This is a genomic window from Pseudomonas sp. GW821-FHT09C09, assembly GCF_059418105.1.
The window spans coordinates 442935-466156 of sequence record NZ_JBWKPF010000005.1 but is presented as its reverse complement, the minus strand read 5'-3'; the positions used below and the strand labels follow the sequence as shown (position 1 = coordinate 466156).

The window sequence follows — 23222 nt, the reverse complement described above, 5'->3', positions numbered from 1 at the left end:
AGCGCAGTCACCCACTATGCCCCGTTCCCTTGTCTCCTACTGGAAACGTGTTGCCACCAGCGGCCCGACCGTCGATGGCCGCGAAATCCTGCCCCAGGAACTGCGCGACATCGCCGAGACCTATGCGTCGTCTTTGTACACCGCCGTTATCTGGTGTGAGCACGATCGCTGGTTCGGCTCGTTCGGCACCGTTGCCAACGTGCGCCTGGTTGAGGAAGGCGATGACCTGGAGCCGGGGCAAGTCGCCCTTGAGGCGCAACTGAAGCCCAATGACAAGTTGCTTCGCTTGAACGACGCCGGCGAAAAGCTGTTTACCAGCATCGAGATCAAGCCGAATTTCCGGGGCCGTGGCAAAGCCTACATGACCGGCATCGCGGTCACTGACGAACCGGCCAGCGTCGGCACTCAGGAACTCTACTTCTCCAGCCGAACCAGCCGCGATTCGTATTACGCCGCCTCCCACGAGCTTGGCTCATTCAGCGAAACCGAGCCGCAGGGCGAGATCGGGCGGCTCGCCACGATGTTCACCCGCATGTTCAAGCGCTTCGGCATCGAAGACACGCCCACCGAAACCACTCCGCAAACCCCAACCGAGAGCAAACCCCCAATGGATGAAGCTACCGCAACGGCCTTGAAAGCCCTGCTGGCCCAGCTGCTGGTCGTCGCTGCCGGCATTCAGGCCGTGATCGAGCCTGCAGCCGAAGAAGCACCAGAACCCGACCAGGCCCCGATCGATGACGTCAGCGCTGCAGTAGACGAAATCGTCACCACTGCCGAGGAAGAACGCGAGTTCAAGCGCAACGGCGCCGGCAACAAGGCCGTGCTGGCGGCGTTGGCTGGCCTGCAGAAGCAATTCACCGCACTGAAAAACACCCCTGCCGGTCGCCAATTGCCGCGCACCACCGGCGCCGCCGACAAATCCAAAGTGCGGGTGCTCTGATATGGCTCAGCCACTGAGCGCCAACGGCGCAAAGAAGTATTCCGAACTGCAGGCGGCGATCGCTGAAAGTTACGGTGTTGATCAATCCAGCCGTATGTTCAGCGTCGAGCCTTCGATCGCGCAAGAACTCAACGACGCCATCACCGCCAAAGCTGATTTCTTGGAGCGTATCAACGTCGTCCCGGTCAGCGAAATCAAGGGCGAAAAGGTGTTCATCGGTGTTAACGGCCCAGTCACCGGCCGCACCAACACCAAGACCACCGACCGCGAAGCGAAAGATGCCTCGGCGCTGGACAACACCACCTATGAGCTAGCCGATACTCAGTCTGACGTCGGTTTGCCTTACGCCAAGATCGACGCCTGGGCGAAGTTTTCCGACTTCCAAGAACGCTATTCAGCGGCCGTTCAAAAGCGAATCGCGCAGGATCGAATTGTTATTGGTTTCCACGGCACCCACGCGGCACCGCAAACAGACCTGGGCGCTAACCCGAAACTGCAGGACGTAAACAAAGGCTGGCTGCAGCAATTGCGCGAGCAAGCACCGCAACAGGTGCTCAAGGAAGGAAAAACCGCTGGCAAGGTCACCCTGGGCGCAGGTGGCGACTACGCGAACCTTGACGCGCTGGTCCATGACACCAAACAGATGGTGGACGAGATCCTGCGTGAGGACGGCGATTTGGTCGCCATTATCGGCACGGATCTGTTGGCCGCCGACAAGGCCAAGCTCTACACCAAACAAGGCGACACTCCAACCGAGAAAGAGCGGATCGAGGACGCCCAGGTGATCGCCACCTATGGCGGCATGCCGGCCTTCAGCGTGCCAAATTTCCCGGTCAACGCTGTGCTGGTCACCAGCTGGGACAACCTGTCGATCTACTTCCAAGACACCAGTTGGCGCAAGCAAACCGTGGACAACCCGAAACGCTCCCGTGTCGAGGATTACAACAGCCGCAATGAGGGCTACGTGATCGAGCAGCTGGAGAAAATCGCCCTGACCGAAAACGTCGAGCTGGTCGCATGAGCCTGGCCCTTGCCCACAAGCGCCGCACTTTGGCCCTGGGAAGCGCTGCAGTGATCGCCGCTGCAGCGGCACCGCTGGCGTATTCGCCGGCGGAAGCCCTGAGCAGTCCGGCCAATGCCAAAAAGCATCTGCAACTGCAGGAAGCGGCAATGGCTCAAGACCTGGAGCGCCTGAGCGCGATCAAGGGACTGGCTGGTCGCCAGGCACTCAAGCGTGAGGAACTGCTGCCCAAGTACCAGGATTTCATCCAGCGCTACATGGACTCGGGCCTGGTGATGCAGAACCCCGTCCTGGTGCAGGTGATGGTCTGGCTGTTCGACACCGAGCAGTTCGAAGACGGACTGGAACTGGCGGACTTCGCGATCGGGCAGGGGCAAGAAATGCCGGAGCGCTTCAAGCGCAACGTGCAGACGTTCGTCGCTGACGCGGTGATCGACTGGGCTTTCCGCGAGTACAACGCGGAGCGCAGTCCGGAACCCTACCTGTCCGACCTGCTGCCGCGCGTCGACGGTGAATGGGATCTGCCCGAACAGATCCCGAGCAAGTTCCACAAGTTGATCGGCATGCGCGCCATGGAGGCCGAGCAGTGGGAAACCGCGCTCAAGCACCTGGAGCGTTCCACCGAGCTGTACGCGAAGGCCGGCAACGAGACGCGCATTGCGAAATGCCGCAAAGCGATCGCCAAACAAACACCCGCCGTCACCGGCGCCCAATAACCGACTACCCCCCCAGCGGGGAACTGTGGACGTGTGTCTGCCATTCATGGACAGCCCCACGAGAAACAGTCTCCCCGCCCTAATTCGAGCGGTCAGCAATGAGCTTTTCCGGGAAACCCACCACCATCGTGGAACAGGCGATCGAGAACGACGGCTTCTGGCCGAACCTCTCCGTGGCCGAGTTCCAGAAGGGCTATCGCCTGCCGGCGGAGTTCCTGGGCGACCTGCTGACCGACGCCCTCGCCATTGCGATGTTCGAGGTCAATACCGATCTGGCTGCCGTGAAAGCCGTCCTGCAGGACAGCGGCGTATCAGACCTGGTTTCTGTGACAGACATTGCCACCCCTACGGGTTGGGCTTACGCGCACAAGGCCATGCTCTACAAGCGCGCCGTTTACTGCCGCGCCAAGGCCAGCGCCCTGCAGCAGTTCCCCACCGTGACCCGTCGCGAGAGCGCCGAGAACACCGGCAAGGAAGCGCCGGAGCGTGAAGACGCGTTCCTGGCATTCAGTCAGCAAGCCGTGCGCGCCCTGCAGGGCCGTGGCCGCATCACGGCGAAGTTGCTATGACCAAGCTGCAGGCGTTGACCGCCTACCTGCTGGAACGGCGCCTGGTCGAGCCTGAACAACTCGACAGTTTCACCGAGCAGGTAAGGCTGTCGCTGATCTGGAAACCCGACGTCGGCGGCATGCACTTCGCGGACATGCATTATCGCGCCGCAATCGTCATGGAGCGTTTCGCGGATCATCCGGCGCGCCTGATGGCCCTGGTCGGCAGTTGGCTGGAAAGCCACGACGCCGATCGCGACCGCCACGAACTGCCGGCGCCGGAATTCACCGTGGAGCCGGTCGACACCGACCTATTCGACGTGGAAGTCACGCTGGAATTCGTTGAACCGCAGTACCTCTCCGAAGATCCGGACGGCGAAGTCGAGGCCTTCGGCAAGACCTGGGCGTTCATCCCGTTTGACCTGTGGGTCGCTGAGCATGGCGAGGTGGCCACCAATGGCGGGGCGTAGCACGTTCGAACTCGACGTACTGGGTCGCCTGGGCGTGCGCGAGCAACTGGCGTTGCTGGCCATGCCGCCCCAATTGCGCCGCCGGTTGTTGAACCAGGTCACCAAGCGCGTGCGGACGATGAGCCGCAAACGTCAGCGTGCCCAGCAGAACCTTGACGGCTCGGCGTTCGCTCCGCGCCAGGGCGACGGCAAGGGCAAAAAGAAGATGGAAGCCGGTCTGGCCAAGCTGATGGTGGTCACTCGACTGACCGCTGATGAAGCGGAACTGGGCTGGAAAAACGCCCTGACCCGATGGGTCGCCGCCCAGCAACACAACGGCGTCAGTGAACGCCGCACCGCCGCGCAGATGCGCCGCTGGAACAAGACCCCGCCGGGACTTGCGGCCACCGAAAAGCAAGCCAAGCGCCTGCGTCGGCTGGGCTTTCGCGTGCGCCAGGCTGGCAAAAAGAGCCTGACCAGGCCGTCGGTGGCGTGGATTCAGGAGCATGTGAACTACGCCAAGGCGGGCTTGCTGATCCGCATCCTGGACGACCAGCGCAGCGAGTCTTCGGGCGCGCAGAGCTGGGAAATCACCCTGCCGAAGCGTCAGTTCATCGGCGTTAACTCCGATCGCGACACCAACCTGCTGATTAACCAGGTGTTGCAACAAATCCTTAATTCACCCCGCTAACGAGGCACTGCATGGCACTCGGTCAAGTCACCGTCGACAATCTCAATCTGGGCCAGGGGCCAGTGAGCGAGATTGAGCGTTACTTTCTTTTCATCGGCCCCGCCGGCAAGAACGTCGGGCAGATCCTGCCGCTGAACATGGACAGCGACCTGGACGTCCAACTGGGCGTCCCGGCAAGCGACCTGAAAACCCAAATCACCGCCGCCCAGCTCAATGGTGGCCAACGCTGGGCGTGCGTGGCGGCTCCGATCGGCGCCGAGGGCGATTGGGCCAGCGCATTGGAAAAGGCCCAGCAACAGGGCTACTCCGTCGAAGCCGTGGTGATTACCAACCCGGTCACCACTGCCGCTGAATTGTCGGCCATGCATGACGCGGCGATCGCCCTGAACAACACCTACGGGCGCCGCGTGTTCGTCATGGCGTCCGTGCCTGGCATCACCGCCGAACAGACCTGGGCGCAGTACGTCAGCGAGCGCAAAGGGCTGCTGGCCAATCTGGCGGCGCCGCGTGTGCTGGTCGTGCCGCAACTGCATGGCAATGACTTGGGCGTGCTGGCCGGTCGCTTGGCCAACGCTTCTGTGAGCATCGCTGACAGCCCCATGCGTGTGGCCACCGGTGCCGTGCTGGGCCTCGGCCCTGTCCCGATCGATGGCGACAAAGTCCCGCTGACCTCGGCTGTGCGCAGTGAACTGGATCGAGCGCGCTACTCGGTTTCGCAGACTTATCCCGATTACCCGGGCGTGTACTGGGGCGACGGCAACATGCTGGACACCGCCGGCAGTGACTTTCAGGTCGTGGAATACCTGCGCATCACCGACAAGGCCGCTCGCCAGATCCGCCCGCTGCTGATTCGCCGCGTGGCCGATCGCCGCCTGAACAACACCCCCAACAGCATGGCCGTCAACACCAACCAGTTGATGGCGCCGCTGCGCGCCATGGCCAAGTCCACCACGTTCGCGGGGCAGGTTTTCCCGGGCGACATCGAGCCGCCGAAGGACGGCGACCTGGTGCTGACCTGGGAGACGAAAACCAAGGTCGCGGCCTACATCAAGCTCAAGCCCCACAACTGCCCGAAAGACCTGACCGCGAACATCGCGTTGGATCTTTCCACCGACAAACAGGAGTAACGCCCCATGGCGAAGATTGGCGGCAAGAACTTTGACGTGAGCCTGGGCGATATCGCGCTGCACGTCGAAAGCTGCACTTTGGATATCACCGACAACTCTGCAGTGGCCCAAACCCGGGGCGTGCCAGACGGCACCGTGGACGGTGACGTGGCCGCTGCCGGCGAATTCGAGCTGGATACCACCAACTTCAATCTGCTGATCGACGCAGCGCGCTCGGCGGGCAGCTTCCGAGGCCTCAAACCCTTCGATGCAGTGTTCTTCGCCAAGGCCGGCGAAGACGAGGAACTGCGGGTGGAAGCCTTCGGCTGCAAGGTGAAGCTGTCCAGCCTGCTGGCGATCGATCCGAAGGGCGGCGAGAAATCCAAACACAAGGTTCCGTTCGACGTCACCAGCCCGGATTTCATCCACATCAACGGCGTGCCGTACCTGGCTGCGACCGAGATCGAGGGGCTGCGCTGATGGTGGACTGGTTCGATCGTGCCCAGGAGCTGGAGCAGCGCCAACGTGACCAGGCGATCAAGGCCCAGCTGAGCAAGCCTGCGCCGGTCGGGCCAAGCCTGACCCATTGCCAGGACTGCGACAAAGAAATCCCGCCGGCGCGTCAGGCGCTGGGCGGCATTAAGCGGTGTGTCCCGTGCCAGACGGGCTTTGAAAAGAGTAAACGCCGATGACCACTGAATCCGGGCGCCTTGCCGCGCTGGAACAGAGATTTGCCGTCTTCGAACACCGGCTGGGCGATCTGGAAGACCGCCACGAAACCGTGCCCACACGAGTTTCCAAGCTGGAACAGCAGTTCGAACATCTGGCCAGCCAGTTGGTAGAGCTGAACAAGGGCCAGCAAAAACTGACGGTCGCCGTGAACGTGATCGGTTCCAAGGTCGGGCGCTTGCTCACGATTCTGACGTTGGTCGGTGCAGTGCTGCAGATGGTCGTGCCGGCACTGCTGCGCGTGTGGTTCCCATGAGCCTACGCGGACGTATCACCGCCGGTTTGATCGCGCTGGCCAGCGCCCCCTTGGTGATCTTCCTGGGCACCTGGGAAGGCAACGGCCAGAACACCGTTTACGCGGACAAACTCGCCGGCGGACTGCCCACGGTTTGCAAAGGCATCACCCGGTTTACCAGCCCGTACCCGGTTGTCGTCGGAGACTACTGGTCGCCCGCCAAGTGCGCCGAGGTGGAGCAGCTGGTGATCCGCAAAACGCAGCTGCAGCTGGCCGAGTGCATCACAAACCCGAACGCGGGCCAGAACACGTTCGACGCACTGACCAGTCACGGCCACAACTTCGGCGTGACCAGCACCTGCGCCAGTCGAGCGGTCGCGCTCATCAACGCCGGTCGCATCGCCGAGGGCTGCAAAGCCCTGGCATGGGCGCCGGACGGCAAGACGCCGGTATGGGCCTTTGTGACCGACGCCAAGGGCCAGAAGCGCTTTGTGCCGGGGCTGCACAACCGCCGGCTGGCCGAATCCCAGCTGTGTGCGGAGGGCTATTGATGCTGCGCGAAGCCTTGTTCCTGGTCGTGCTGTGCCTGGTTGCCTGGATCGGTTTTGACGTACTGGAACGCCAGCGCGACGAAGCCAGGCGCGAGCGCGACAGCGCGAAATGGGAGGCCAGCGGCCTGCGCGAAGCGGCACGCATCAGCGGCGAAATGCTCGCCGAGCGGGACGCGATCGACCAACGAAACACCAAGGAATTGACCGATGCACGCACTGAAAACGAACGCCTGCGCCGCGCTATTGGCGATGGCACTGGTCGGCTGTACGTCAGCGCCACCTGTCCCGCCACCGGATCTGTGTCCGCTACCGCCGGCGCCGCCCGCGTGGCTGATGCAGGACGCGCCGAACTCGCAGCAGACGCTCGACAGGATTATTTCACCCTCCGAGATCAACTCGCCCAAAGCCGGCAAATGATCGTCGGACTGCAGCAATACGCCATGGGCGTTTGCCGGCGATCGCCGGCGCCCCTGGCCAACCCTTCACCCAACCTCAACAAGTGAGTCATCCAATGAACGAACAAAACGCAGAAATCACCCTGGAAGTCGGCGAAAACGAATTCACCTTCAGCCTGACCCCGGCTGACGTGACCAAATACTTCAACGCGCTGACCCAAACCAACAAGGTCGCCCCGGGCCACAACCTGCTGATGAACACCGTCAAGCAAGAGGAAAAGGCCACGCTGAAACCGCTGCTGGCCAACCCGGTGATGGTGATGCAGCTGGCCGGCGCGCTGCTGGAGGAATACGCACCCAACGTTGAGGTGATCGTAAAAAAGCGCTCGAGCACGCTGAGCGCCTGAGCGAAAACGGCCTGGGCCAGTTGATGGCCCTGACGAACCGCTGGCTACCTGGTGCCGAACCCACGCCCGAGGCAATGGGTACGGCCAAGTGGCTGGAGGACGAACACTGGAGACGCATGGAGTTTGCCGTGGCTAACGGCATCGCCCTTGCGCTGAACGGGTAACGACATTGGCAGACCGTAGCGCCAGCCTGGCTTTCATCCTGAGCCTGACCGATAAGGTCACCGCGCCCCTGGGCAAGGTGAAAATGGGCTTTTCCGAGCTTGCCGACCAGAGCGAAAAGCACATCAAGACGATCGGCCTGGGCTTGGGTGGGCTGACGGCGGGCGTGGTCGCCATTCGCGAATCCATGGAACCAGCGCTGGAAGTCAATCGCGCCCTGGGCGACGTGCGCTCGCTGGGCGTGGCTGAAGACGCGCTGTCGGCGCTCAACGCCAAGTCGCTGGAATTCGCCGTGAACTACGGGGAGAACGCCAAGGACTTCGTGGCGTCCGCGTACCTGATCGAGGGCGCTATCAAGGGGCTTGCCGGCAACCAGCTGGCTACGTTTACCAACACCAGCAACCTGTTGGCCAAGGCCACCAAATCCGACGCCGAAACGATGGGCGAGTACGTCGGCACGCTCTACAACCTGCAGAAGTCCCAAGCCGATGCGATGGGGAAGGGCGCGTGGGTGGAAAAGCTCGGCGGCCAAACGGCGCTTGCGGTGCAACTGTTCCGCACCAGCGGCGCGGCCATGAAAGACGCCTTCAAGGAAGCCGGGGCGATCGCCACGACGTCCGGCGTCGACCTGGCGGAGCAGATGGCGGTGATCGGCACCCTCAGCAGCACCATGGAGGGCGGCGACGCCGGCGGACGCTACAAGGCGTTTTTCGAAAACATCGGCGCCGCCTCGGAAAAGCTGGGCATGAAGTTCACCGACCAGCAGGGAAAAATGCTGCCGATGATGACCATCCTGGACAAGCTCCAGGGCAAGTTCGGCGACCTGACCAGCGCCTCCGCCGGCGCCAAGCTGATGGAGGCTTTCGGCGGCGAAGGCGCCCAGGTGATCGGTGCGCTGGCCAAGGACACTGATCGGCTGCGCAACGGCATCGAGCAGCTGGGCAAGGTGCGCGGATTGGAGAACGCCGAGCAAATGGCGCGGGCCATGGTCGATCCGTGGCAGCAGTGGGCGTCCCTGGTCGAAGTCATGCGCGTGGTGTTCGGCCAGGTGCTGATCCCGGTGCTGTCGCCGTTCATGGCCAAGATGGTCGACATTGGCAAGACGCTGGTGCGCTGGTCGCAGCTGTTCCCGAACATCACCCGCGTGATCGGCATCACTGCGCTGTCGATCATGGGCATCGTCGCCGCCATGTCCGCCTTGACCATGGTGGTGGGCATCGCGCGGATGACCTGGTTGGGCATGCTGACCGTCTGGAAACTCTTCCAATTGATGGGCCTGCGCACTGTCGCGATGTTCATCCTGCAGAAACTGGCAATCCTGGCTTACGTGGTGGTGATTCACACGCTGAGCGCCGTTCTGGCGGTCATTCGTGCCGCCATGTTGCTGTGGCAGGGCGCGATCTGGCTGGTGAACGCGGCGCTGTTGGCCAACCCGGTGGTGTGGATCGTGGTCGGCATCGCTGCCCTGGTCGCCGCGATCGCTGCAGCGGTCTATTACTGGGACGAATGGACGACGGCCCTGATGAACACCGCCGCGTTCCAAGCCGTTGCCGAAACGTTCCAGAAACTGTCCGACTGGTTCAACTCCATGGGCGGCTGGTCGGGCATGGCCAAGGCCGCTTGGGACAGCATCGTCGGTATTTTCACCAAGGCCGTAAACGGCGTGATCGAGCTGCTGAACAGCATCCCGGGCGTGAACATCGAGGCACGTTTCGGCGGTATGCCCGAAGTGCCAGGCGTCGACGCGGCCGCCAGCGCTTCCGACACCGCCAACGCCGCGCAGAAAGCCCAACAGACCATCAATGCGGCCATTCCAAGCCTTTCGCCGGCGCGTCCTTCAGCGGTGCCGCCTGGTGGCCTGCTGACCAGCATCCAGAACAACAACAGCAGCCAGAACAAGGGCACGCATGTGGAAAACGTGAACATCCACACCGGCAAGCAGATGACGCCGCTGGAGATGGAAAACATGGTCGCGATGGCGGTGGGCGGATGAGCGAATACGTGGATTTGCTGATCGCCGACAACGACCTGGCGCTTGATCCATCGAACCAGCCCAAGCTGGTCGATGACCGCGCCTGCATCGCCCAGGACATTGCCCACATGATCCGCGACAGCGGCCTGCTGGTGACGCTGGTGGCCGAGCGTGATCGCCTGCGTCAGCGTGATTGCATACAGCAGATGGAGCTGCTGGTGGAGGACGACGTGCGTCTGGTGCCGGGTACGGCACACATCACCGAGCAGGCGCCAGGCGTGTACCTGGTTACCGCCAAAACCATCAAATTCGGATCGATCGAGGTAAGTCTGTGAGCGTCGATTTCAAAAAGGTGATTGCCGATACTGGCATCCCGACCACCGAAGCAGGCTTGAAGGCTGCTTGGGAAAAAGAGGTGGAAGCCCAGGGCGCGAAAGTCGCCAACACCAGTAGTTATTCGCCGTTCTGGCGGGTGATGACCGCGCTAGTCACCAAGCCGGTGCTGTGGTTGTTGGACTTCCTGTGCTTGACCGTGCTGCCCAATTTCTTTGTGAAAACGGCGGTCGACGCCTGGCTGGACACGCTCGCATGGGCGGTCAACGTCGAGCGCAAGGGCGCGACCAAGGCGAAGGGCAAATTGCTGTTTACCCGGGCCATTCCGGACGGCGTGCTGGAGCTGGAAAAGGGCATCGTGGTGCAGTCTGCCGCGATCAACGGGAACGTCTACAAACTGGTCACGACGGCGCCGGCGACGTTCCAGCAGGGCCAGCTGCAGCTGGACGTCCCTGTCGAGGCGATCGAGGCCGGCAGTGGTTTTAACCTGGCGCCGGGTTATTACGCGATCCTGCCGGCGCCGATCCCTGGCATCGTGCAGGTGGTCAACAAAGACGGGTGGTTGGATTCACCAGGCGCAGATCCGGAACCCAACGAGCAGCTGCGCCTGCGCGTGCGTAACCAGTTTTCGGCAGTCAACCAGTGGCACACCGACGCGGTCTATCGCGCCATGATTTCCGCCTTCCCCGGCGTGCGCCCTGACGGCGTGTACTTCGAACACGGCGCCCCGCGTGGCCCCGGCAGCGCTAACGCCTACATCCTGTTTGATGCAGGTGTGCCGGCGGCGACGTACCTGGAGCAAATCAACGCGCATATCCGCGACCTGGGCAACCACGGCCATGGCGACGACTTGCTGGCCATGGTCATGCCTGAAACGCTGGTCAATATCCTGGTAAACGTCTGGCCTTTCGCCAATCAGACGCCGGCGCAGATCGCCGACCTCAAGCACGAAATTGAACTGTTTGTGCGCGCCGCGTTTCGCGAAAGCACGCCTCGCGACTACCAGCCGACGCTGACTTACCCGCAATCGAGATTTAGCACCAGTCGCCTGACCGAAGAACTGCACCGACAGTTTCCCGGCATCGAGGCGGTGAAATTCACGCCCGTGGTCGACATCGTCAGCGGCCTGTCGATTCCCCGGCTGGAAAATCTGACGGTGAACATCAAGTGATAAAGCTCAAATTGCCGTTCTGGCTCGCCGGCACCGAGCTGTCGAAATTGACCGCTGCCGCACAGTCCTGGTGGGAAACCGTCACCGGCTGGCTGCGCTGGCCTTACTCGCAGATCGATCCCGACACCTGCCACCTGAGCATCCTTGAACTGTGGGCCTGGCAGCGCGACGTGACGCGCTTCACCGGCGAGCCGGAATCGCTGTTCCGCTTGCGGGTGAAATTCGCCTTCATCAACTCGGTCGACGCCGGTAGCACCGCCGGCATGAAACGTATTTTCGAGCGCCTGGGCGTCGGCTACGTCGAGATCGAGGAACGCCAGCCCGACCGTGATTGGGACGTGGTGCTGCTGAAATTCAGCAACGCGCAGCTGTCGCTCAATCCCGAACTGCTGCGCGTGCTGATCCAGCAATACGGTCGGACGTGCCGGCGCTACGACTTCGTAACCATCACCCCCGTGGGCCTTCAAGTGGGCCTTGTCGATTTCAACGACGACCAGCAAACGCTGGTCGCCAGCCTGTAGGAGCGCACTGTGAGCGCCAGTATTACGTTGGCCGGTGAAGGCCAGATCGCCCTGAAACAAAGTCAGAAAAAGCCCCTGGTCATCACGAAATTCATTTTTGCCAACGTGCCCGGGCTGAACACCGAAGCCCCGGTGGATCGTGCCGCCGGCAAGCCCCCCGCAGGGCAGATCGTGCAGACCTATGACATACCCAAGGAAAACGCCGGATTCGTGAATCCCAACCAGGTCGTGTACAGCGCCCAGCTGGGTTCCGACATTGGCGATTGGGACTTCAACTGGGTCGGCCTGGAAGATGAAGACGGCCTGCTGTTCGCAGTGTCCTATGTGCCGCTGCAGCAGAAGCGCAAGAACATCCCGCCGCTGCAGATCGGCAACAACGTCACCCGTAATTTTCTGGTCGCGTTCGACGGCGCCCAGGCGCTGACAGGCGTGAAGATCGATGCCAGCACCTGGCAGCACGACTTTACCGTGCGCCTGGCCGGAATCGATGAGCGCGAGCGACTGAGCAATCGTGAAATGTACGGTCGGGCCTGTTTCTTCGGTAACTCGCTGGCATTCGCAAAGAGCGAAAACGGGTTCCAGTTGAATGCCGGTACGGCGTACATCGAAGGCATTCGGGTGTTCATGTCGAAGCCTTGGCCATTCACTGGTGTTATTCCCGTTGGAACTATCACCCTCGACGTGTGCCTGGAACGGCAGTTGAACGATCGGGTGGCGACGTGGAAGGTTGTCTATGGAGAAAAGGGCGATTACACCGACGCGGCAGGTGTCCGTCACTACTGCGTGCCGATCGTCTATTTCGCCTCTGCGACAGAAATCTACGATGCACGCCCAGCGGAGCCGATCGCCGGCGCGCTTATGCAGCATTTCGCGGCGCGCAATGGCGATTACGCGAATCTTCGTGCGCGTGGTACGACAAAAGAAGACGTCGAGCTGGAAAACGTGCCCAACGCCATCAGCGACGATCCCGCTACCAACAGCAGCAAGATCATTGCGTCTACAGCAGCGTTGAACAAGCTGCAGAAGCAGGTCGACGACTCGATGACCGGCATGGTGGCGGCGTTCGCAATGACTGCTGCCCCGCCGGGATGGCTGAAGTGCAACGGTGCGGCGGTGTCGCGCACGGCATATCCACGGCTGTTTGGATGGTTAGGCACGCACTACGGCGCCGGTGACGGAACAACCACGTTCAACTTGCCCGATATGCGCGGTCTGTTCCCTCGCGGCTGGGACGACGGGCGCGGCCTCGATCCTGGTCGGGCGTTCGGTGTCTATCAGGACATGATGATCCATTCCCACGCGCACACCGCCTCTGCTGCAGCGGTGGGTGACCACCTTCACGCTGCCTGGACGGATGCCCAGGGCAACCACGTTCACCGAACCTGGACTGACGCTCAGGGCGCACACAATCACTCGGCGCCCAGCTCGCCGGGTATTGGCCAAGGTGCTGGTGGTCTCAACTCGGTACAACAATCGGGTGGCGCACACGAAACGTCCTGGGCGGGCGCGCACGCACACAACATCGGAATGGATGCCGCCGGCCACCACGCGCACAACGTCGGCGTAGGCGGGGGCGGCGCGCACACCCACGGCGTCACCGTCGCCGCCGCCGGTGGCACTGAAACCCGGCCTAGGAACTTGGCCCTTTTCTACTGCATCAAGTATTGAGATCGAGCATGACCGAGAAAATCGTCTATCAGACCAACCATCTGGGCATCCTCGTCGGTGCTGTGAAGGCTGACGAATCGCCGCTGGAACCAGGCGTGTACATGATCCCCGGCGGCTGCGTGGAAACAGCGCCGCCGCTGATCCCCGAACACAAAGCCGCGTGGTGGAACGGTAGCGCCTGGCAGCTGGTGGACTATTTCGGCGGCGTGGTGGTGTACAACACCGCGACCGGCGAGCCGCGCACGCTCGAAGGCTTCGAGCCGGTGCCGGCGGGTTTCACCATGAAAAAGCCCGGGCCGAACCAGATCTGGAAGAACGGCGAATGGGTTGATGACATCGACGCCGTACTGACCGCACTTCGGGACAAAAAACTGCAGGCGATCGCCGCCGACTGTGCGGCATACATCGCTGGCGGATTCAACTCCAACGCCCTGGGCGAGGTATACCGCTACAGCAGTGCGATCGATGACCAGGTGAATCTGAATGGTCAGGTGTTGCTGGGGCTGGACGATACCTATCCATGCTACGACGCCGAACAGGTGCTGGCCTTCAGACCTCACACGATCGCCCAGCTGCAGAAAGTCAGCCATGACCTGGTGCGCTTTCGCCAGGCTGCCCAGCAGTGCGCGGAATCGTTGCGTCAGTCTGTGGATAAAGCGCTGAAAGACAAAAACCTCAAGGCCATGAAAGCCATCACCTGGACGCCGCCGGCATGAACTGGGCACCGGTGACGATGCAATGGCCGGAGCAGGCCACACAATGGATGGGCGGGCTGTCCGCCGCCAAGGATCTTGCCACCTGCGAGCTGGCCAGCACCGCGCAACGGCTGGCCGGTCTGGACGGGCTGGCCAACACCAACCCGGGGCCAGTCGCGGAGGCCGCGAAAGGCGCCATTGAAGCCGGTCGGGCGGCGCTGGCCGATCAACTGGGCCAGGTGCCGGCGTGCCTGGTGGTGACGCCGTTTCAAAGTGGCATCGGCCAGGGCCAAGGCTATCAGCGGTTCCTGTCGGCGCCGAACGTGCTGGAACACCTGGCCAGAAAGCTGGAGGACGCGACCGACAACGGGCGTCCGGCGGGGCCGCAATATGCCCTGTCGATTTTGTTCCTGGGCACGCGCCTGGAGCAGTTGGCCAGCGGCCTGTCGCGGTTCAATGCATTGCTGCCGATTCCCGACCTGGTGCGCACGGAACGGCGCGCCCAGCACCTGATGAAACTGGAGAACGACAAGTGGGAGATTCCCGGCGCCGGCCCGCTCCCGCGCTGGCAAGCGCTGCCGCTAGAACGCTGCACGTTGGTGAAGGCCGCGAAACAGTCCATGGCCGGCCAGTTGGCCGTGCTGGAGGGCTACGCCGCCGACAGTTCCCCGCTGGGCGATCTGGCAGCGCTGGCCGCTCGCAAAGTCGCCCAGCAAAAGGGCCGGGATCAACAACTGACCGACCTGAAAAACCTGCTGGCCGAGGGCAATCCGGATATCAGCATCCGCGCACGCCTGATCGGCCCGGGTAATTCCAGCGAGTTGCGCCAGGAGCTGCTGGCCGGTGACGCGCCAGGGCATGAATGGGTGCAGTGCGCCGGAATGCTGCTGGTCGGCACCAAGGAAGGGCTGAGTTTTGTACAGGAGTTGGTGGGCCTATGACGCTGTTACTCGACGGGCAAAAAGTCCAGGGGAAGAACCTTAAAGTCACGGCGAACCTGCGAATTGAAAGCGGCGACATGTCCGGGCAGACCAGCAACACCGACAAGGCGCACAAGGGGTTCAAGCCCAAAACGCTGGCCGTGTCGCTGATGATCCCCTTCGTTGATCGGGTGCAGTTGACTGACTTGATGCGCATGGCCGAAGCCACGGCAAGCGGTGGCCAGCTCCATCTGTACCGCGTGGTGAATGACACCGCCGAGGCCTTCGGCGTGCGTCAGGTGGAGTTCTCCGAAGGTGTCAGCGCCCGCGAGGCGGACACCCTGAAAGCCTGGCTGGTGCAATTCACCCTCAGCGAGCGCGAATCGAACCCGGAAAAGGTTGAGGGACGACGTGCCGGCAACAAGGTTGACGCCCAGGGCGCTCCGGGTAGCTCAGTTGGGGAGGGCGGTGGTTCCGGCACCGACTCCGGCGATAGTCCGGAGCTGAGCGGGTTTGAAAAGGTGCTGGGCCGTGTGGACAAGTGGCTGGGGAGTGAGCAGAAGTGAAGCTGCACAAGGTTCTGTCGATCAATGGCACGCCTGTTCCCCTGGTCAGGGAAGACGTCCGGCTGGACGCCACCAGTCCAGGGCGGGCGAACTTCACCGTTCAGTCTGCCGAGCCGCTGAAGGGCTTGGTCACGCTGGATATCGGCTATAACGATCGGACGCTGCAGCGCCATTTCATCGGCTACGTCGAGCGCTGCACTGCCGCCAACGCGGTGGAGCAGGTGCTGTTCTGCCGCGAGCTGGCCTCTGTGCTGGCCAACCCCTTGCCGCTGAATCTGCGTCACGTTGACCTGCGTGCCGTGCTGGCCGCTATCAGTGAGCAGACCGGCCTGCGTTTTCGTGTTCCGGATCAACCCTATGCTGGCATGAAAGCACCGTATTTCTACAGCCTCGCCGCCGGCTACCAGGCGATGGACAGTCTGGCCCGCGTGTTCAGCATTCCCGACTTCACTTGGCATCAACTGGGCAACGGCGAAGTGTTCGCCGGCAGTTGGGCCGACAGTTTTTTTGGCGCCCGGGCGCCGCTGCAAATCCCCACGGAGCTGTTCGACGGCTACCAGGGCAACCAGAGCGCAATGGTCGCGGCCCTTCCGGGGCTACGACCAGGTGCAACGATCAACGCCGGCGAGCGCGTCACCAGTGTGGCGCTCGCCAATGACCAGATGGCCATCCGATGGAAGACGCAATCCGCCGCGCTGTAGAGCGCCAATTCCCCGAACTCACCGGCGGTTATCACCTGCCTAGATTCGCCCAGGTCACTGCAGTGGCCGATGCGCCGGCGGACGCCGGACTTTGCGACGACTTCCGTCCGCGCTACGCGGTGGACATTGTTGTTCTCGGCCCTGACGACGCGCCAGATCCGGCCATGCCGCCGTTGACCGGCGTGCCGCTGCCACTGCCCACCGGCGGCGAGGAAATGGGCATTTACGCCTTTCCGGAGGAAGGGACGCGGGTTGTGGTGTGCTTCGCCTACGGCCTACCGAACAAGCCCTACATCCAATCGATTTTGCCTCACGGGCTGAGCATGCCGAAGGTGCCCAAAGGTGACCAGGTGTGGCAGCACAGCGGCACCGCCCAGCAGCGGGTCGACGCGGACGGCAACTGGTTACGCCAGACCGATGGCAAGATCCGGGATCAAGCGATCGAGCGCGAGGTTGAAGCCCTGGACAACCGCGAGCAGTTCCAGAGCCACACACGGGCGGTTGATGACCATTCGACCGAGACGGTGGGTGGTGTGAAAAAGATCGAGGCGCTGGGCGCGGTCAAATTGCTGTCGGGAGGGTCAGCCAGCCTGGCGGCGGTGGACGATCTGCACCAGGCGACGGGGCGAGATCTGAACCTGGTGGTGGGTCAGAAGCACAATGCCACGGTAGGCGGTGATATGCAGGAGCGAATTGAAGGCTTACGCCAGAGCGTGTCCGGAAAGAGCCAGCATCTGCAAGCGCCAAAAAACTGGGTTGGATCGGAGACGGTCAATATTTTCCAAGTGGTTTGCGAAACCCTCACCTTACTGCAAGAAATGAACACTCTATTGGCCGCCCATACACACCTACCCGGCCCAGCCCCCAACCCCAGCGACGCAACAGCCTTTACCTCCAATGCCGCGAAAGCTTTGAAACTATCTGTAGCGCTACAATCAGTTACCAGCTAAATAGGTTACGTCTAAATTTTATCCAACTCGCAAGAAAATTACGGAGCACAAGTCGCATGGATCTTAGGAGCGCCACCAAAAACCAACATTTTTTGTCGCAAACCGAACAGCGTTTGAATTCGACAAATCCTGATTCATGCAACCAGAAAAATCAGAGAATTTATGAGTTTGAGATTGTCGATAGAGAAGAGTACAAAATAAAGCTTCGATCAAAAAAAGGCATACTGATAGAAAATACACTCAGCCTTCATGATCTCTTTAGTTTTGACATACTTGACAGAAAGGGAGATCGACACAATTTTGAAGAGTTGTTTAATCAATACGAGCCAAGAATAAAATCAACTACATTGGAATTGCTGAGAAAAATTCAAATTGCTGGCGAAGACATTGGTTCAGAAGTGACAAATCTGTTTTCCATGAAGTTTTTAAATTTTATTAGAAATCCATATTCTATAAAAAAAATCCTGAATACGTTTCCCGTCTTAATGAATGTCCAGCCTACCGACCCTGTACACTTAGAGAACTTCAAGAAGGTATTGGCTGGGCGCAAGCCGCAGCAAGCTTATCTATGTCAAACACTCAACATTTCTGAAAAGGACTATATTGCTTGGTTGGCTGTAATATTTCTTCTGCTAACGCCAGTCTCGGAGGGAGGGCAGAATTTTTTAAACGACACAGTTCGCAACCTTTTCGAGTCTAAAGACCTCTTTATGATGGTCATTATTTATACTTATGATGACCATGCCTGCTTGCTTTCTGATAGAGGCTTCAGTGAGCCACTGATAAGCGGAAATGATCGAATGGCCTTCGATTTTAATCTGTACGCCAAAGGATTTATTAGATATACCTTTAGCACTATTGACCTAGTTGCGCCACCCGGCACACCTAAAAGAGTTATCGACTTATTTAAAGAGACAAAGCAAGTTGTAGCGCATCACCTACACAACGACCTAGAAGCCCTCCAGATATACAATCGCCATGTTATATATCAATGTCATAACAATGTATTTTCTTCACAGCCGATTTGCTTCGGTGTTTAGCTGAACAAGCGCCGAGATTGATTTATTTTATTTCATCGCTTTAAAAATAATTTAACCCTCTCGACACCACCATGATTGCGCATAAGCGCAGCCGTCGATTATCTCGATGCCGGAGATAACGAAACCCGTAACCGACATTCCTGCCAGCGAAGCGTCAACCAATGGTGGGAGTGGGTCGGGGTCTAGCGGCATGCCCACCTCGACGCGTGCATGGTTGGACGCTCTGCCCATTACATCACACATCGTTGAATTGACCATGACGTTGCACCTGATCGCGGGGTACTGACGGCGCTCTTTCGGTGTGAGCGGAACACCGCGCAAGCGCAACGGCGTGACCAGCATATGCATGTGGTGACCTCTATTCGTCTGTCTTGATGTCGTGCAGTGATTCGATAGCGAAGGCCAGCGCGGCGTCGGCCAGTTCCAGGAAGTCGCATAGCTCGCCATCGTCTATCACCTGTTCCTGGTGCAACTGGTGGGCATGCCTAAGCAACGCCTTGTGATGCGTGCCCGGTTTACTCAGCAGCGCTTCTTTATCCTGCAACAGTCCTCGCCAGTTGCCCATGAGCGATGCCCGATCGGCAATGTTGCCCGCAAAATCTCGATCCATTGCATCACCTGCGCTTTTCTAAACACTGTATGTACAAACAGTATATCGACCGGGATTCACTGCTGCACCGGCTCGCGACTGGCGGTAAACAGTTCAGCCCCACGGCCCCCGGCTGGTGGTTTTTTTGGTGTCGGTTCATCCCCCGCAAAACTTCTGGCACGAAGAAAAAATCTGACGAGAAATCACTTATCCCCCTCCCGCCGACGGGCTTTACGTCCTTTTTTTGTGCAAATCGGGATGTAGTGCAAATGATCCTGCAGCCCAGGCGGGCCGTGGGGCTTCGCAGCAAGGCGGGCGTTTCACAATGTGCAAAGTTTTGAAGAGAAATGCAGCGCGCTTGCACAGAGGTGCAGGGTGCGCCAACGGGGGGAGGGTCGCTGAAGTGCCCGGTTTGATTGGCCGAAGACTTTGAAAACTCGGGTTTCAGCAGGTTTTAACGGCGGGCGTAGGTCTTTTACGCCTGAAACCTGGCTGACTTCTCGGGATGCAGAATTTCGCTGTAGCCCTCACGGATCAAGGGTTGCGGGCTATTCGATGCGTTTCAAAGTCTCACACGCAGCGCGGGAGTTCAGGTGCGGGCCACTGCCAGGCCTGGTCGATCACCAAAAACACTTTCTTGGGTAGTCCCTTCCAGACGTGTAAGTGGTGTTGGGTGTGTCAGAAAACGGCTCAACACCCCGGATTCATTGAGGATCGCTGCTTACAGTGTGAGTGTAGGAAACTGTATGGGGAATTTTGACTGCGCTGAAAGCCTTGTAAATCAAGGGCTTGGGAGAATTCCAACTTACAGGTGCCGACTGTTAGGTAAAAACAGCCTTCCGACAGTTAACTTACAGTAATAGAGAAACCTCTATCCCTCTATCTATAAGGGATACAGAGAATCTACATCTCTCACTTACACTTCTTACGTGCTTTTGAGCATAGGGCAGGGAAAAAATTTTCCGTCGCGTAGGGTGTGTGCCGCACGCAGATTCACGCGCTGCACATTTGAGAGTTGCGGCCTATGCGCAGCCACACATTCAGAGTCTTGCCGTGGCCCTACTGCGCCGGGCATGCGGTACTCTGCTGAGCGACCTTCCTTTCCCCGCCTGCGATCGCTAAATTCCGTCGACGCGCTCTTTCGGCCGCTTCCTCAATGCCTTTGAAGAGATCCAACCCGATCGCGGGTTGCTTTTCAGTCACTCTCCGCATGAGAGGAAGTGAAGCAATGCGGTTCATCTCTTTTAGCTCTTCGAGCGTGTAATGCGCCTTCAGAACGTTCGTAGCGATACTGACCAGTTGAGCAGCGGGGATGCCCATATCGATCATGCAATCCGCCACTTCGGCGGAGACCTTGTATTCACGTCGATAGCGTTCAACTCTCGCTTTCTCGAATGCCTCGAGGGTCGCTCGGAATCCTGTTGTCTCTATGTAGTACTGAGCCTGGACGTTGATATCGTCGCTGGCGACCGGATAATTTGCCGTGGACGGAGAGATCTTGTCCCAGTTCGAAATAACGGCGGTGAAGATGACTCCGACCAAGCCAATGATGGCGATTACGATCTCGTTTCTTCTCGATCCAGCCATAGCCCCGCTCCCGATATTTTCTTAGAGGTGATCGTCCACGCTGGCTCTCTCACACGGTGAGAAGTGGCGGCCACTACGCCACATTTACGCCAGACGAAAAAAAAGGCCTTGATAATCAAGGCCTTTCTTCATTGTGCTGGTGCCCCGAGGGAGACTCGAACTCCCACTCCTTTCGAAAACGGATTTTGAATCCGCCGCGTCTACCAATTCCGCCATCAGGGCTCAATGGCGGCGAAGTATAGAGAGGTGCCTACCGTTGGTCAATCACGTTTCATGGTCAATTTTCGATATTTCCGCTAGACTTTCCGGCCCTGCTAGACGAACCCCATCATGCGCGTTGCTGACTTTACCTTCGAGCTTCCTGATTCGCTGATCGCCCGCCACCCTTTGGCCGAGCGTCGCGGTAGTCGCCTGTTGACCCTGGATGGGGTCAGCGGCGCCCTGGCACACCGTCAATTCACTGATCTGCTTGAGCATTTGCGCCCGGGCGATCTGATGGTGTTCAACAATACCCGGGTGATTCCGGCGCGCCTGTTCGGGCAGAAGGAGTCCGGCGGCAAGCTGGAAATCCTCATCGAGCGGGTGCTCGATACGCACCGCGTGCTGGCCCATGTGCGTTCCAGCAAGTCGCCGAAACCGGGCTCGAAGATCCTCATCGACGGTGGTGGCGAAGCCGAGATGCTGGCGCGCCACGATGCGCTGTTCGAGCTGGGTTTCTCTGAGGAAGTGCTGCCGCTGCTCGACCGCGTCGGGCACATGCCGCTGCCTCCTTATATAGATCGCCCGGACGAAGGTTCGGATCGCGAGCGTTATCAGACCGTTTACGCCGAGAAGCTGGGCGCGGTGGCTGCACCGACCGCCGGGCTGCATTTCGACCAGACGCTGATGGAAGCGATCGCCGCCAAGGGCGTCGAGACAGCTTTCGTTACGCTGCACGTTGGCGCCGGTACCTTCCAGCCAGTGCGCGTCGAGAAGATCGAAGATCACCACATGCACACCGAGTGGCTGGAAGTCGGCCAGGACGTGGTCGACGCAGTCGCCGCTTGCCGCGCACGCGGTGGTCGGGTGATTGCCGTGGGTACCACCAGCGTGCGTTCGCTGGAAAGCGCCGCCCGCGATGGCGTGCTCAAGCCGTTCAGTGGCGATACCGACATCTTTATCTACCCGGGCCGGCCGTTCCATGTGGTCGATGCCCTGGTGACCAATTTCCATTTGCCCGAATCCACGCTGTTGATGCTGGTTTCGGCGTTTGCCGGTTACCCGGAAACCATGGCCGCCTATAAGGCCGCCGTGGACAACGGTTACCGCTTTTTCAGCTACGGTGATGCGATGTTCATCACCCGTAATCCCGCACCGACTGCCCCTGAACAGACAGGCCCAGAGGAAACAGAATGAGTCGCGAATGTCGCATGTCCTTTGAACTCCTGGCCACCGATGGCAAGGCTCGTCGTGGTCGCCTGACCTTCCCCCGTGGCACCGTCGAGACCCCGGCCTTCATGCCGGTGGGTACTTACGGCACGGTCAAGGGCATGTTGCCGCGGGATATCGAGGCGATTGGCGCGGAAATCATTCTGGGCAACACCTTCCACCTGTGGCTGCGCCCGGGCACTGAAGTGATCAAGGCCCACGGCGACCTGCACGATTTCATGCAGTGGAAAGGCCCGATCCTGACCGACTCCGGCGGTTTTCAGGTGTTCAGCCTCGGCGCCATGCGCAAGATCAAGGAAGAGGGCGTGACCTTCGCCTCCCCGGTCGACGGTTCGAAAGTGTTCATGGGCCCGGAAGAGTCGATGCAGGTCCAGCGCGACCTGGGCTCGGACATCGTGATGATTTTCGACGAATGCACCCCGTATCCGGCAGACGAAGACGTCGCCCGCGTGTCCATGGAGCTGTCGCTGCGCTGGGCCCAGCGTTCGAAGAATGCCCATGGCGACAACACGGCGGCGCTGTTCGGTATCGTTCAGGGTGGCATGCACCAGGACCTGCGCATGCGCTCGCTGGAAGGCCTGGACAAGATCGGTTTCGATGGCCTGGCCATCGGCGGTCTGTCGGTGGGCGAACCGAAGCACGAAATGATCAAGGTGCTCGATTACCTGCCGGGCATGATGCCGGCTGACAAACCTCGTTACCTTATGGGCGTTGGCAAACCGGAAGATCTGGTTGAGGGTGTGCGCCGCGGTGTGGACATGTTCGATTGCGTGATGCCAACCCGTAATGCCCGCAACGGGCATCTGTTCATTGATACAGGCGTGCTGAAGATCCGTAACGCGTTCCATCGCCATGATGATTCGCCGCTGGATCCGACCTGCGATTGCTATACCTGCCAGAACTTCTCCCGCGCTTATCTGCATCACCTGGACAAGTGCGGCGAAATGCTGGGAAGCATGCTCAATACCATCCATAACTTGCGCCATTATCAGGTGCTGATGGCTGGTTTGCGCGAGGCTATTCAACAGGGTACATTGGCCGCCTTTGTCGATGCCTTCTACGCCAAACGCGGGCTCCCCGTTCCGCCTTTGGACTGAGTTTTCTGACCCCAAGATTCAACATTTGCAACTG

At 60.1% G+C, this 23222-nt stretch carries 29 protein-coding genes and 1 tRNA gene; 27 read left to right on the top strand and 3 right to left on the bottom strand.

What is annotated here, in order from left to right:
- The first annotated feature begins 16 nt into the window (after positions 1-16).
- The 25 genes from AC07NR_RS18680 to AC07NR_RS18560 all read left to right on the top strand — a co-directional run bounded on the left by AC07NR_RS18680 (position 17) and on the right by AC07NR_RS18560 (position 18487).
- Positions 17-940, top strand: coding sequence for a GPO family capsid scaffolding protein (locus AC07NR_RS18680; protein WP_495079125.1), 924 nt, complete (start codon positions 17-19; stop codon positions 938-940).
- Position 941: 1 nt separating this feature from the next.
- A complete protein-coding gene (locus AC07NR_RS18675) occupies positions 942-1961 on the top strand; it encodes a phage major capsid protein, P2 family (RefSeq protein WP_495079124.1) in 1020 nt (339 codons plus the stop codon).
- Entirely contained in the window at positions 1958-2677 is a 720-nt protein-coding gene (gene gpM, locus AC07NR_RS18670) for a phage terminase small subunit (RefSeq protein ID WP_495079123.1), read from the top strand. The genes AC07NR_RS18675 and gpM overlap by 4 nt, the downstream gene beginning before the upstream one ends.
- Positions 2678-2775: 98 nt before the next feature.
- Positions 2776-3246: a head completion/stabilization protein gene (locus AC07NR_RS18665; protein WP_401277162.1), complete on the top strand. Its 471-nt coding sequence runs from the start codon at positions 2776-2778 to the stop codon at positions 3244-3246.
- Positions 3243-3695, top strand: a complete 453-nt coding sequence (locus AC07NR_RS18660) for a phage tail protein (RefSeq protein WP_495079122.1) — start codon at positions 3243-3245, stop codon at positions 3693-3695. Before AC07NR_RS18665 ends, AC07NR_RS18660 begins: the two co-directional genes overlap by 4 nt.
- Positions 3682-4365 (top strand): phage virion morphogenesis protein, encoded by a 684-nt coding sequence (locus AC07NR_RS18655; protein ID WP_239777746.1) that lies wholly within the window; start codon positions 3682-3684, stop codon positions 4363-4365. Before AC07NR_RS18660 ends, AC07NR_RS18655 begins: the two co-directional genes overlap by 14 nt.
- An 11-nt stretch (positions 4366-4376) precedes the next feature.
- Positions 4377-5492 carry a DUF2586 domain-containing protein gene (locus AC07NR_RS18650; protein ID WP_495079121.1) on the top strand — a complete coding sequence of 372 codons (1116 nt, stop codon included), beginning with the start codon at positions 4377-4379 and terminating at the stop codon, positions 5490-5492.
- A gap of 6 nt (positions 5493-5498) precedes the next feature.
- On the top strand, positions 5499-5951 hold the full coding sequence (locus AC07NR_RS18645; protein WP_025111123.1) for a phage protein: 453 nt from the start codon (positions 5499-5501) through the stop codon (positions 5949-5951).
- Positions 5951-6163 (top strand): TraR/DksA C4-type zinc finger protein, encoded by a 213-nt coding sequence (locus tag AC07NR_RS18640; RefSeq protein ID WP_463390435.1) that lies wholly within the window; start codon positions 5951-5953, stop codon positions 6161-6163. Before AC07NR_RS18645 ends, AC07NR_RS18640 begins: the two co-directional genes overlap by 1 nt.
- The gene (locus AC07NR_RS18635) at positions 6160-6456 is read left to right on the top strand and encodes a hypothetical protein (RefSeq protein ID WP_305838098.1); all 297 of its coding nucleotides are present in this window, start codon (positions 6160-6162) and stop codon (positions 6454-6456) included. The genes AC07NR_RS18640 and AC07NR_RS18635 overlap by 4 nt, the downstream gene beginning before the upstream one ends.
- Entirely contained in the window at positions 6453-6986 is a 534-nt protein-coding gene (locus AC07NR_RS18630; RefSeq protein ID WP_463390433.1) for a lysozyme, read from the top strand. Before AC07NR_RS18635 ends, AC07NR_RS18630 begins: the two co-directional genes overlap by 4 nt.
- Positions 6986-7489, top strand: a complete 504-nt coding sequence (locus tag AC07NR_RS18625; protein ID WP_463390432.1) for a lysis system i-spanin subunit Rz — start codon at positions 6986-6988, stop codon at positions 7487-7489. The genes AC07NR_RS18630 and AC07NR_RS18625 overlap by 1 nt, the downstream gene beginning before the upstream one ends.
- A gap of 8 nt (positions 7490-7497) precedes the next feature.
- Positions 7498-7788, top strand: a complete 291-nt coding sequence (locus tag AC07NR_RS18620; protein WP_121186323.1) for a putative phage tail assembly chaperone — start codon at positions 7498-7500, stop codon at positions 7786-7788.
- A gap of 23 nt (positions 7789-7811) precedes the next feature.
- Positions 7812-7952, top strand: coding sequence for a DUF6890 family protein (locus AC07NR_RS18615; protein WP_039013052.1), 141 nt, complete (start codon positions 7812-7814; stop codon positions 7950-7952).
- Between the two features lie 5 nt (positions 7953-7957).
- Positions 7958-9943 carry a phage tail tape measure protein gene (locus AC07NR_RS18610; RefSeq protein WP_495079120.1) on the top strand — a complete coding sequence of 662 codons (1986 nt, stop codon included), beginning with the start codon at positions 7958-7960 and terminating at the stop codon, positions 9941-9943.
- A complete protein-coding gene (locus AC07NR_RS18605) occupies positions 9940-10257 on the top strand; it encodes a DUF2590 family protein (RefSeq protein WP_463390430.1) in 318 nt (105 codons plus the stop codon). The genes AC07NR_RS18610 and AC07NR_RS18605 overlap by 4 nt, the downstream gene beginning before the upstream one ends.
- Positions 10254-11426: a baseplate J/gp47 family protein gene (locus tag AC07NR_RS18600; RefSeq protein ID WP_247840826.1), complete on the top strand. Its 1173-nt coding sequence runs from the start codon at positions 10254-10256 to the stop codon at positions 11424-11426. The genes AC07NR_RS18605 and AC07NR_RS18600 overlap by 4 nt, the downstream gene beginning before the upstream one ends.
- Positions 11423-11947 carry a phage tail protein gene (locus AC07NR_RS18595; protein ID WP_226500337.1) on the top strand — a complete coding sequence of 175 codons (525 nt, stop codon included), beginning with the start codon at positions 11423-11425 and terminating at the stop codon, positions 11945-11947. The genes AC07NR_RS18600 and AC07NR_RS18595 overlap by 4 nt, the downstream gene beginning before the upstream one ends.
- 9 nt (positions 11948-11956) lie before the next feature.
- A complete protein-coding gene (locus AC07NR_RS18590; RefSeq protein ID WP_495079119.1) occupies positions 11957-13615 on the top strand; it encodes a phage tail-collar fiber domain-containing protein in 1659 nt (552 codons plus the stop codon).
- An 8-nt stretch (positions 13616-13623) separates the two neighbouring features.
- Entirely contained in the window at positions 13624-14331 is a 708-nt protein-coding gene (locus tag AC07NR_RS18585) for a DUF4376 domain-containing protein (RefSeq protein ID WP_495079118.1), read from the top strand.
- Positions 14328-15251, top strand: a complete 924-nt coding sequence (locus AC07NR_RS18580) for a hypothetical protein (RefSeq protein ID WP_495079117.1) — start codon at positions 14328-14330, stop codon at positions 15249-15251. Before AC07NR_RS18585 ends, AC07NR_RS18580 begins: the two co-directional genes overlap by 4 nt.
- Positions 15248-15796 (top strand): baseplate complex protein, encoded by a 549-nt coding sequence (locus AC07NR_RS18575; RefSeq protein ID WP_495079116.1) that lies wholly within the window; start codon positions 15248-15250, stop codon positions 15794-15796. The genes AC07NR_RS18580 and AC07NR_RS18575 overlap by 4 nt, the downstream gene beginning before the upstream one ends.
- Positions 15793-16497, top strand: coding sequence for a hypothetical protein (locus tag AC07NR_RS18570; RefSeq protein WP_495079115.1), 705 nt, complete (start codon positions 15793-15795; stop codon positions 16495-16497). The genes AC07NR_RS18575 and AC07NR_RS18570 overlap by 4 nt, the downstream gene beginning before the upstream one ends.
- On the top strand, positions 16470-17447 hold the full coding sequence (locus tag AC07NR_RS18565; RefSeq protein ID WP_495079114.1) for a hypothetical protein: 978 nt from the start codon (positions 16470-16472) through the stop codon (positions 17445-17447). The genes AC07NR_RS18570 and AC07NR_RS18565 overlap by 28 nt, the downstream gene beginning before the upstream one ends.
- Before the next feature lie 56 nt (positions 17448-17503).
- A complete protein-coding gene (locus tag AC07NR_RS18560) occupies positions 17504-18487 on the top strand; it encodes a DUF4238 domain-containing protein (RefSeq protein WP_495079113.1) in 984 nt (327 codons plus the stop codon).
- Between the two features lie 358 nt (positions 18488-18845).
- Here AC07NR_RS18560 and AC07NR_RS18555 read toward each other — a convergent pair whose 3' ends face one another.
- The 3 genes from AC07NR_RS18555 to AC07NR_RS18545 form a co-directional block, all read right to left on the bottom strand.
- Positions 18846-19097 carry a hypothetical protein gene (locus AC07NR_RS18555; protein ID WP_495079112.1) on the bottom strand — a complete coding sequence of 84 codons (252 nt, stop codon included), beginning with the start codon at positions 19095-19097 and terminating at the stop codon, positions 18846-18848.
- Between the two features lie 1038 nt (positions 19098-20135).
- Complete coding sequence (locus tag AC07NR_RS18550) at positions 20136-20663, bottom strand: DUF2059 domain-containing protein (RefSeq protein ID WP_495079111.1); 528 nt, start codon at positions 20661-20663, stop codon at positions 20136-20138.
- A 137-nt stretch (positions 20664-20800) separates the two neighbouring features.
- Positions 20801-20885: transfer RNA gene (locus AC07NR_RS18545), tRNA-Leu, on the bottom strand.
- Between the two features lie 108 nt (positions 20886-20993).
- Here AC07NR_RS18545 and queA point away from each other — a divergent pair.
- Entirely contained in the window at positions 20994-22058 is a 1065-nt protein-coding gene (queA, locus tag AC07NR_RS18540; RefSeq protein ID WP_495079110.1) for a tRNA preQ1(34) S-adenosylmethionine ribosyltransferase-isomerase QueA, read from the top strand.
- A gap of 14 nt (positions 22059-22072) precedes the next feature.
- Positions 22073-23188 carry a tRNA guanosine(34) transglycosylase Tgt gene (gene tgt / locus AC07NR_RS18535; protein ID WP_162803510.1) on the top strand — a complete coding sequence of 372 codons (1116 nt, stop codon included), beginning with the start codon at positions 22073-22075 and terminating at the stop codon, positions 23186-23188.
- Positions 23189-23222 lie beyond the last annotated feature (34 nt).

Excerpts from the sequence above, each read along its gene's own strand:
- AC07NR_RS18680 (WP_495079125.1), top strand. The coding sequence starts at position 17 with ATGCCCCGTTCCCTTGTCTCCTACTGGAAACGTGTTGCCACCAGCGGC.
- AC07NR_RS18675 (WP_495079124.1), top strand. The coding sequence starts at position 942 with ATGGCTCAGCCACTGAGCGCCAACGGCGCAAAGAAGTATTCCGAACTG.
- gpM (WP_495079123.1), top strand. The coding sequence starts at position 1,958 with ATGAGCCTGGCCCTTGCCCACAAGCGCCGCACTTTGGCCCTGGGAAGC.
- AC07NR_RS18665 (WP_401277162.1), top strand. The coding sequence starts at position 2,776 with ATGAGCTTTTCCGGGAAACCCACCACCATCGTGGAACAGGCGATCGAG.
- AC07NR_RS18660 (WP_495079122.1), top strand. The coding sequence starts at position 3,243 with ATGACCAAGCTGCAGGCGTTGACCGCCTACCTGCTGGAACGGCGCCTG.
- AC07NR_RS18655 (WP_239777746.1), top strand. The coding sequence starts at position 3,682 with ATGGCGGGGCGTAGCACGTTCGAACTCGACGTACTGGGTCGCCTGGGC.
- AC07NR_RS18650 (WP_495079121.1), top strand. The coding sequence starts at position 4,377 with ATGGCACTCGGTCAAGTCACCGTCGACAATCTCAATCTGGGCCAGGGG.
- AC07NR_RS18645 (WP_025111123.1), top strand. The coding sequence starts at position 5,499 with ATGGCGAAGATTGGCGGCAAGAACTTTGACGTGAGCCTGGGCGATATC.
- AC07NR_RS18640 (WP_463390435.1), top strand. The coding sequence starts at position 5,951 with ATGGTGGACTGGTTCGATCGTGCCCAGGAGCTGGAGCAGCGCCAACGT.
- AC07NR_RS18635 (WP_305838098.1), top strand. The coding sequence starts at position 6,160 with ATGACCACTGAATCCGGGCGCCTTGCCGCGCTGGAACAGAGATTTGCC.
- AC07NR_RS18630 (WP_463390433.1), top strand. The coding sequence starts at position 6,453 with ATGAGCCTACGCGGACGTATCACCGCCGGTTTGATCGCGCTGGCCAGC.
- AC07NR_RS18625 (WP_463390432.1), top strand. The coding sequence starts at position 6,986 with ATGCTGCGCGAAGCCTTGTTCCTGGTCGTGCTGTGCCTGGTTGCCTGG.
- AC07NR_RS18620 (WP_121186323.1), top strand. The coding sequence starts at position 7,498 with ATGAACGAACAAAACGCAGAAATCACCCTGGAAGTCGGCGAAAACGAA.
- AC07NR_RS18615 (WP_039013052.1), top strand. The coding sequence starts at position 7,812 with ATGGCCCTGACGAACCGCTGGCTACCTGGTGCCGAACCCACGCCCGAG.
- AC07NR_RS18605 (WP_463390430.1), top strand. The coding sequence starts at position 9,940 with ATGAGCGAATACGTGGATTTGCTGATCGCCGACAACGACCTGGCGCTT.
- AC07NR_RS18585 (WP_495079118.1), top strand. The coding sequence starts at position 13,624 with ATGACCGAGAAAATCGTCTATCAGACCAACCATCTGGGCATCCTCGTC.
- AC07NR_RS18580 (WP_495079117.1), top strand. The coding sequence starts at position 14,328 with ATGAACTGGGCACCGGTGACGATGCAATGGCCGGAGCAGGCCACACAA.
- AC07NR_RS18575 (WP_495079116.1), top strand. The coding sequence starts at position 15,248 with ATGACGCTGTTACTCGACGGGCAAAAAGTCCAGGGGAAGAACCTTAAA.
- AC07NR_RS18565 (WP_495079114.1), top strand. The coding sequence starts at position 16,470 with ATGGAAGACGCAATCCGCCGCGCTGTAGAGCGCCAATTCCCCGAACTC.
- AC07NR_RS18560 (WP_495079113.1), top strand. The coding sequence starts at position 17,504 with ATGGATCTTAGGAGCGCCACCAAAAACCAACATTTTTTGTCGCAAACC.
- AC07NR_RS18555 (WP_495079112.1), bottom strand. The coding sequence starts at position 19,097 with ATGGATCGAGATTTTGCGGGCAACATTGCCGATCGGGCATCGCTCATG.
- AC07NR_RS18550 (WP_495079111.1), bottom strand. The coding sequence starts at position 20,663 with ATGGCTGGATCGAGAAGAAACGAGATCGTAATCGCCATCATTGGCTTG.
- queA (WP_495079110.1), top strand. The coding sequence starts at position 20,994 with ATGCGCGTTGCTGACTTTACCTTCGAGCTTCCTGATTCGCTGATCGCC.
- tgt (WP_162803510.1), top strand. The coding sequence starts at position 22,073 with ATGTCCTTTGAACTCCTGGCCACCGATGGCAAGGCTCGTCGTGGTCGC.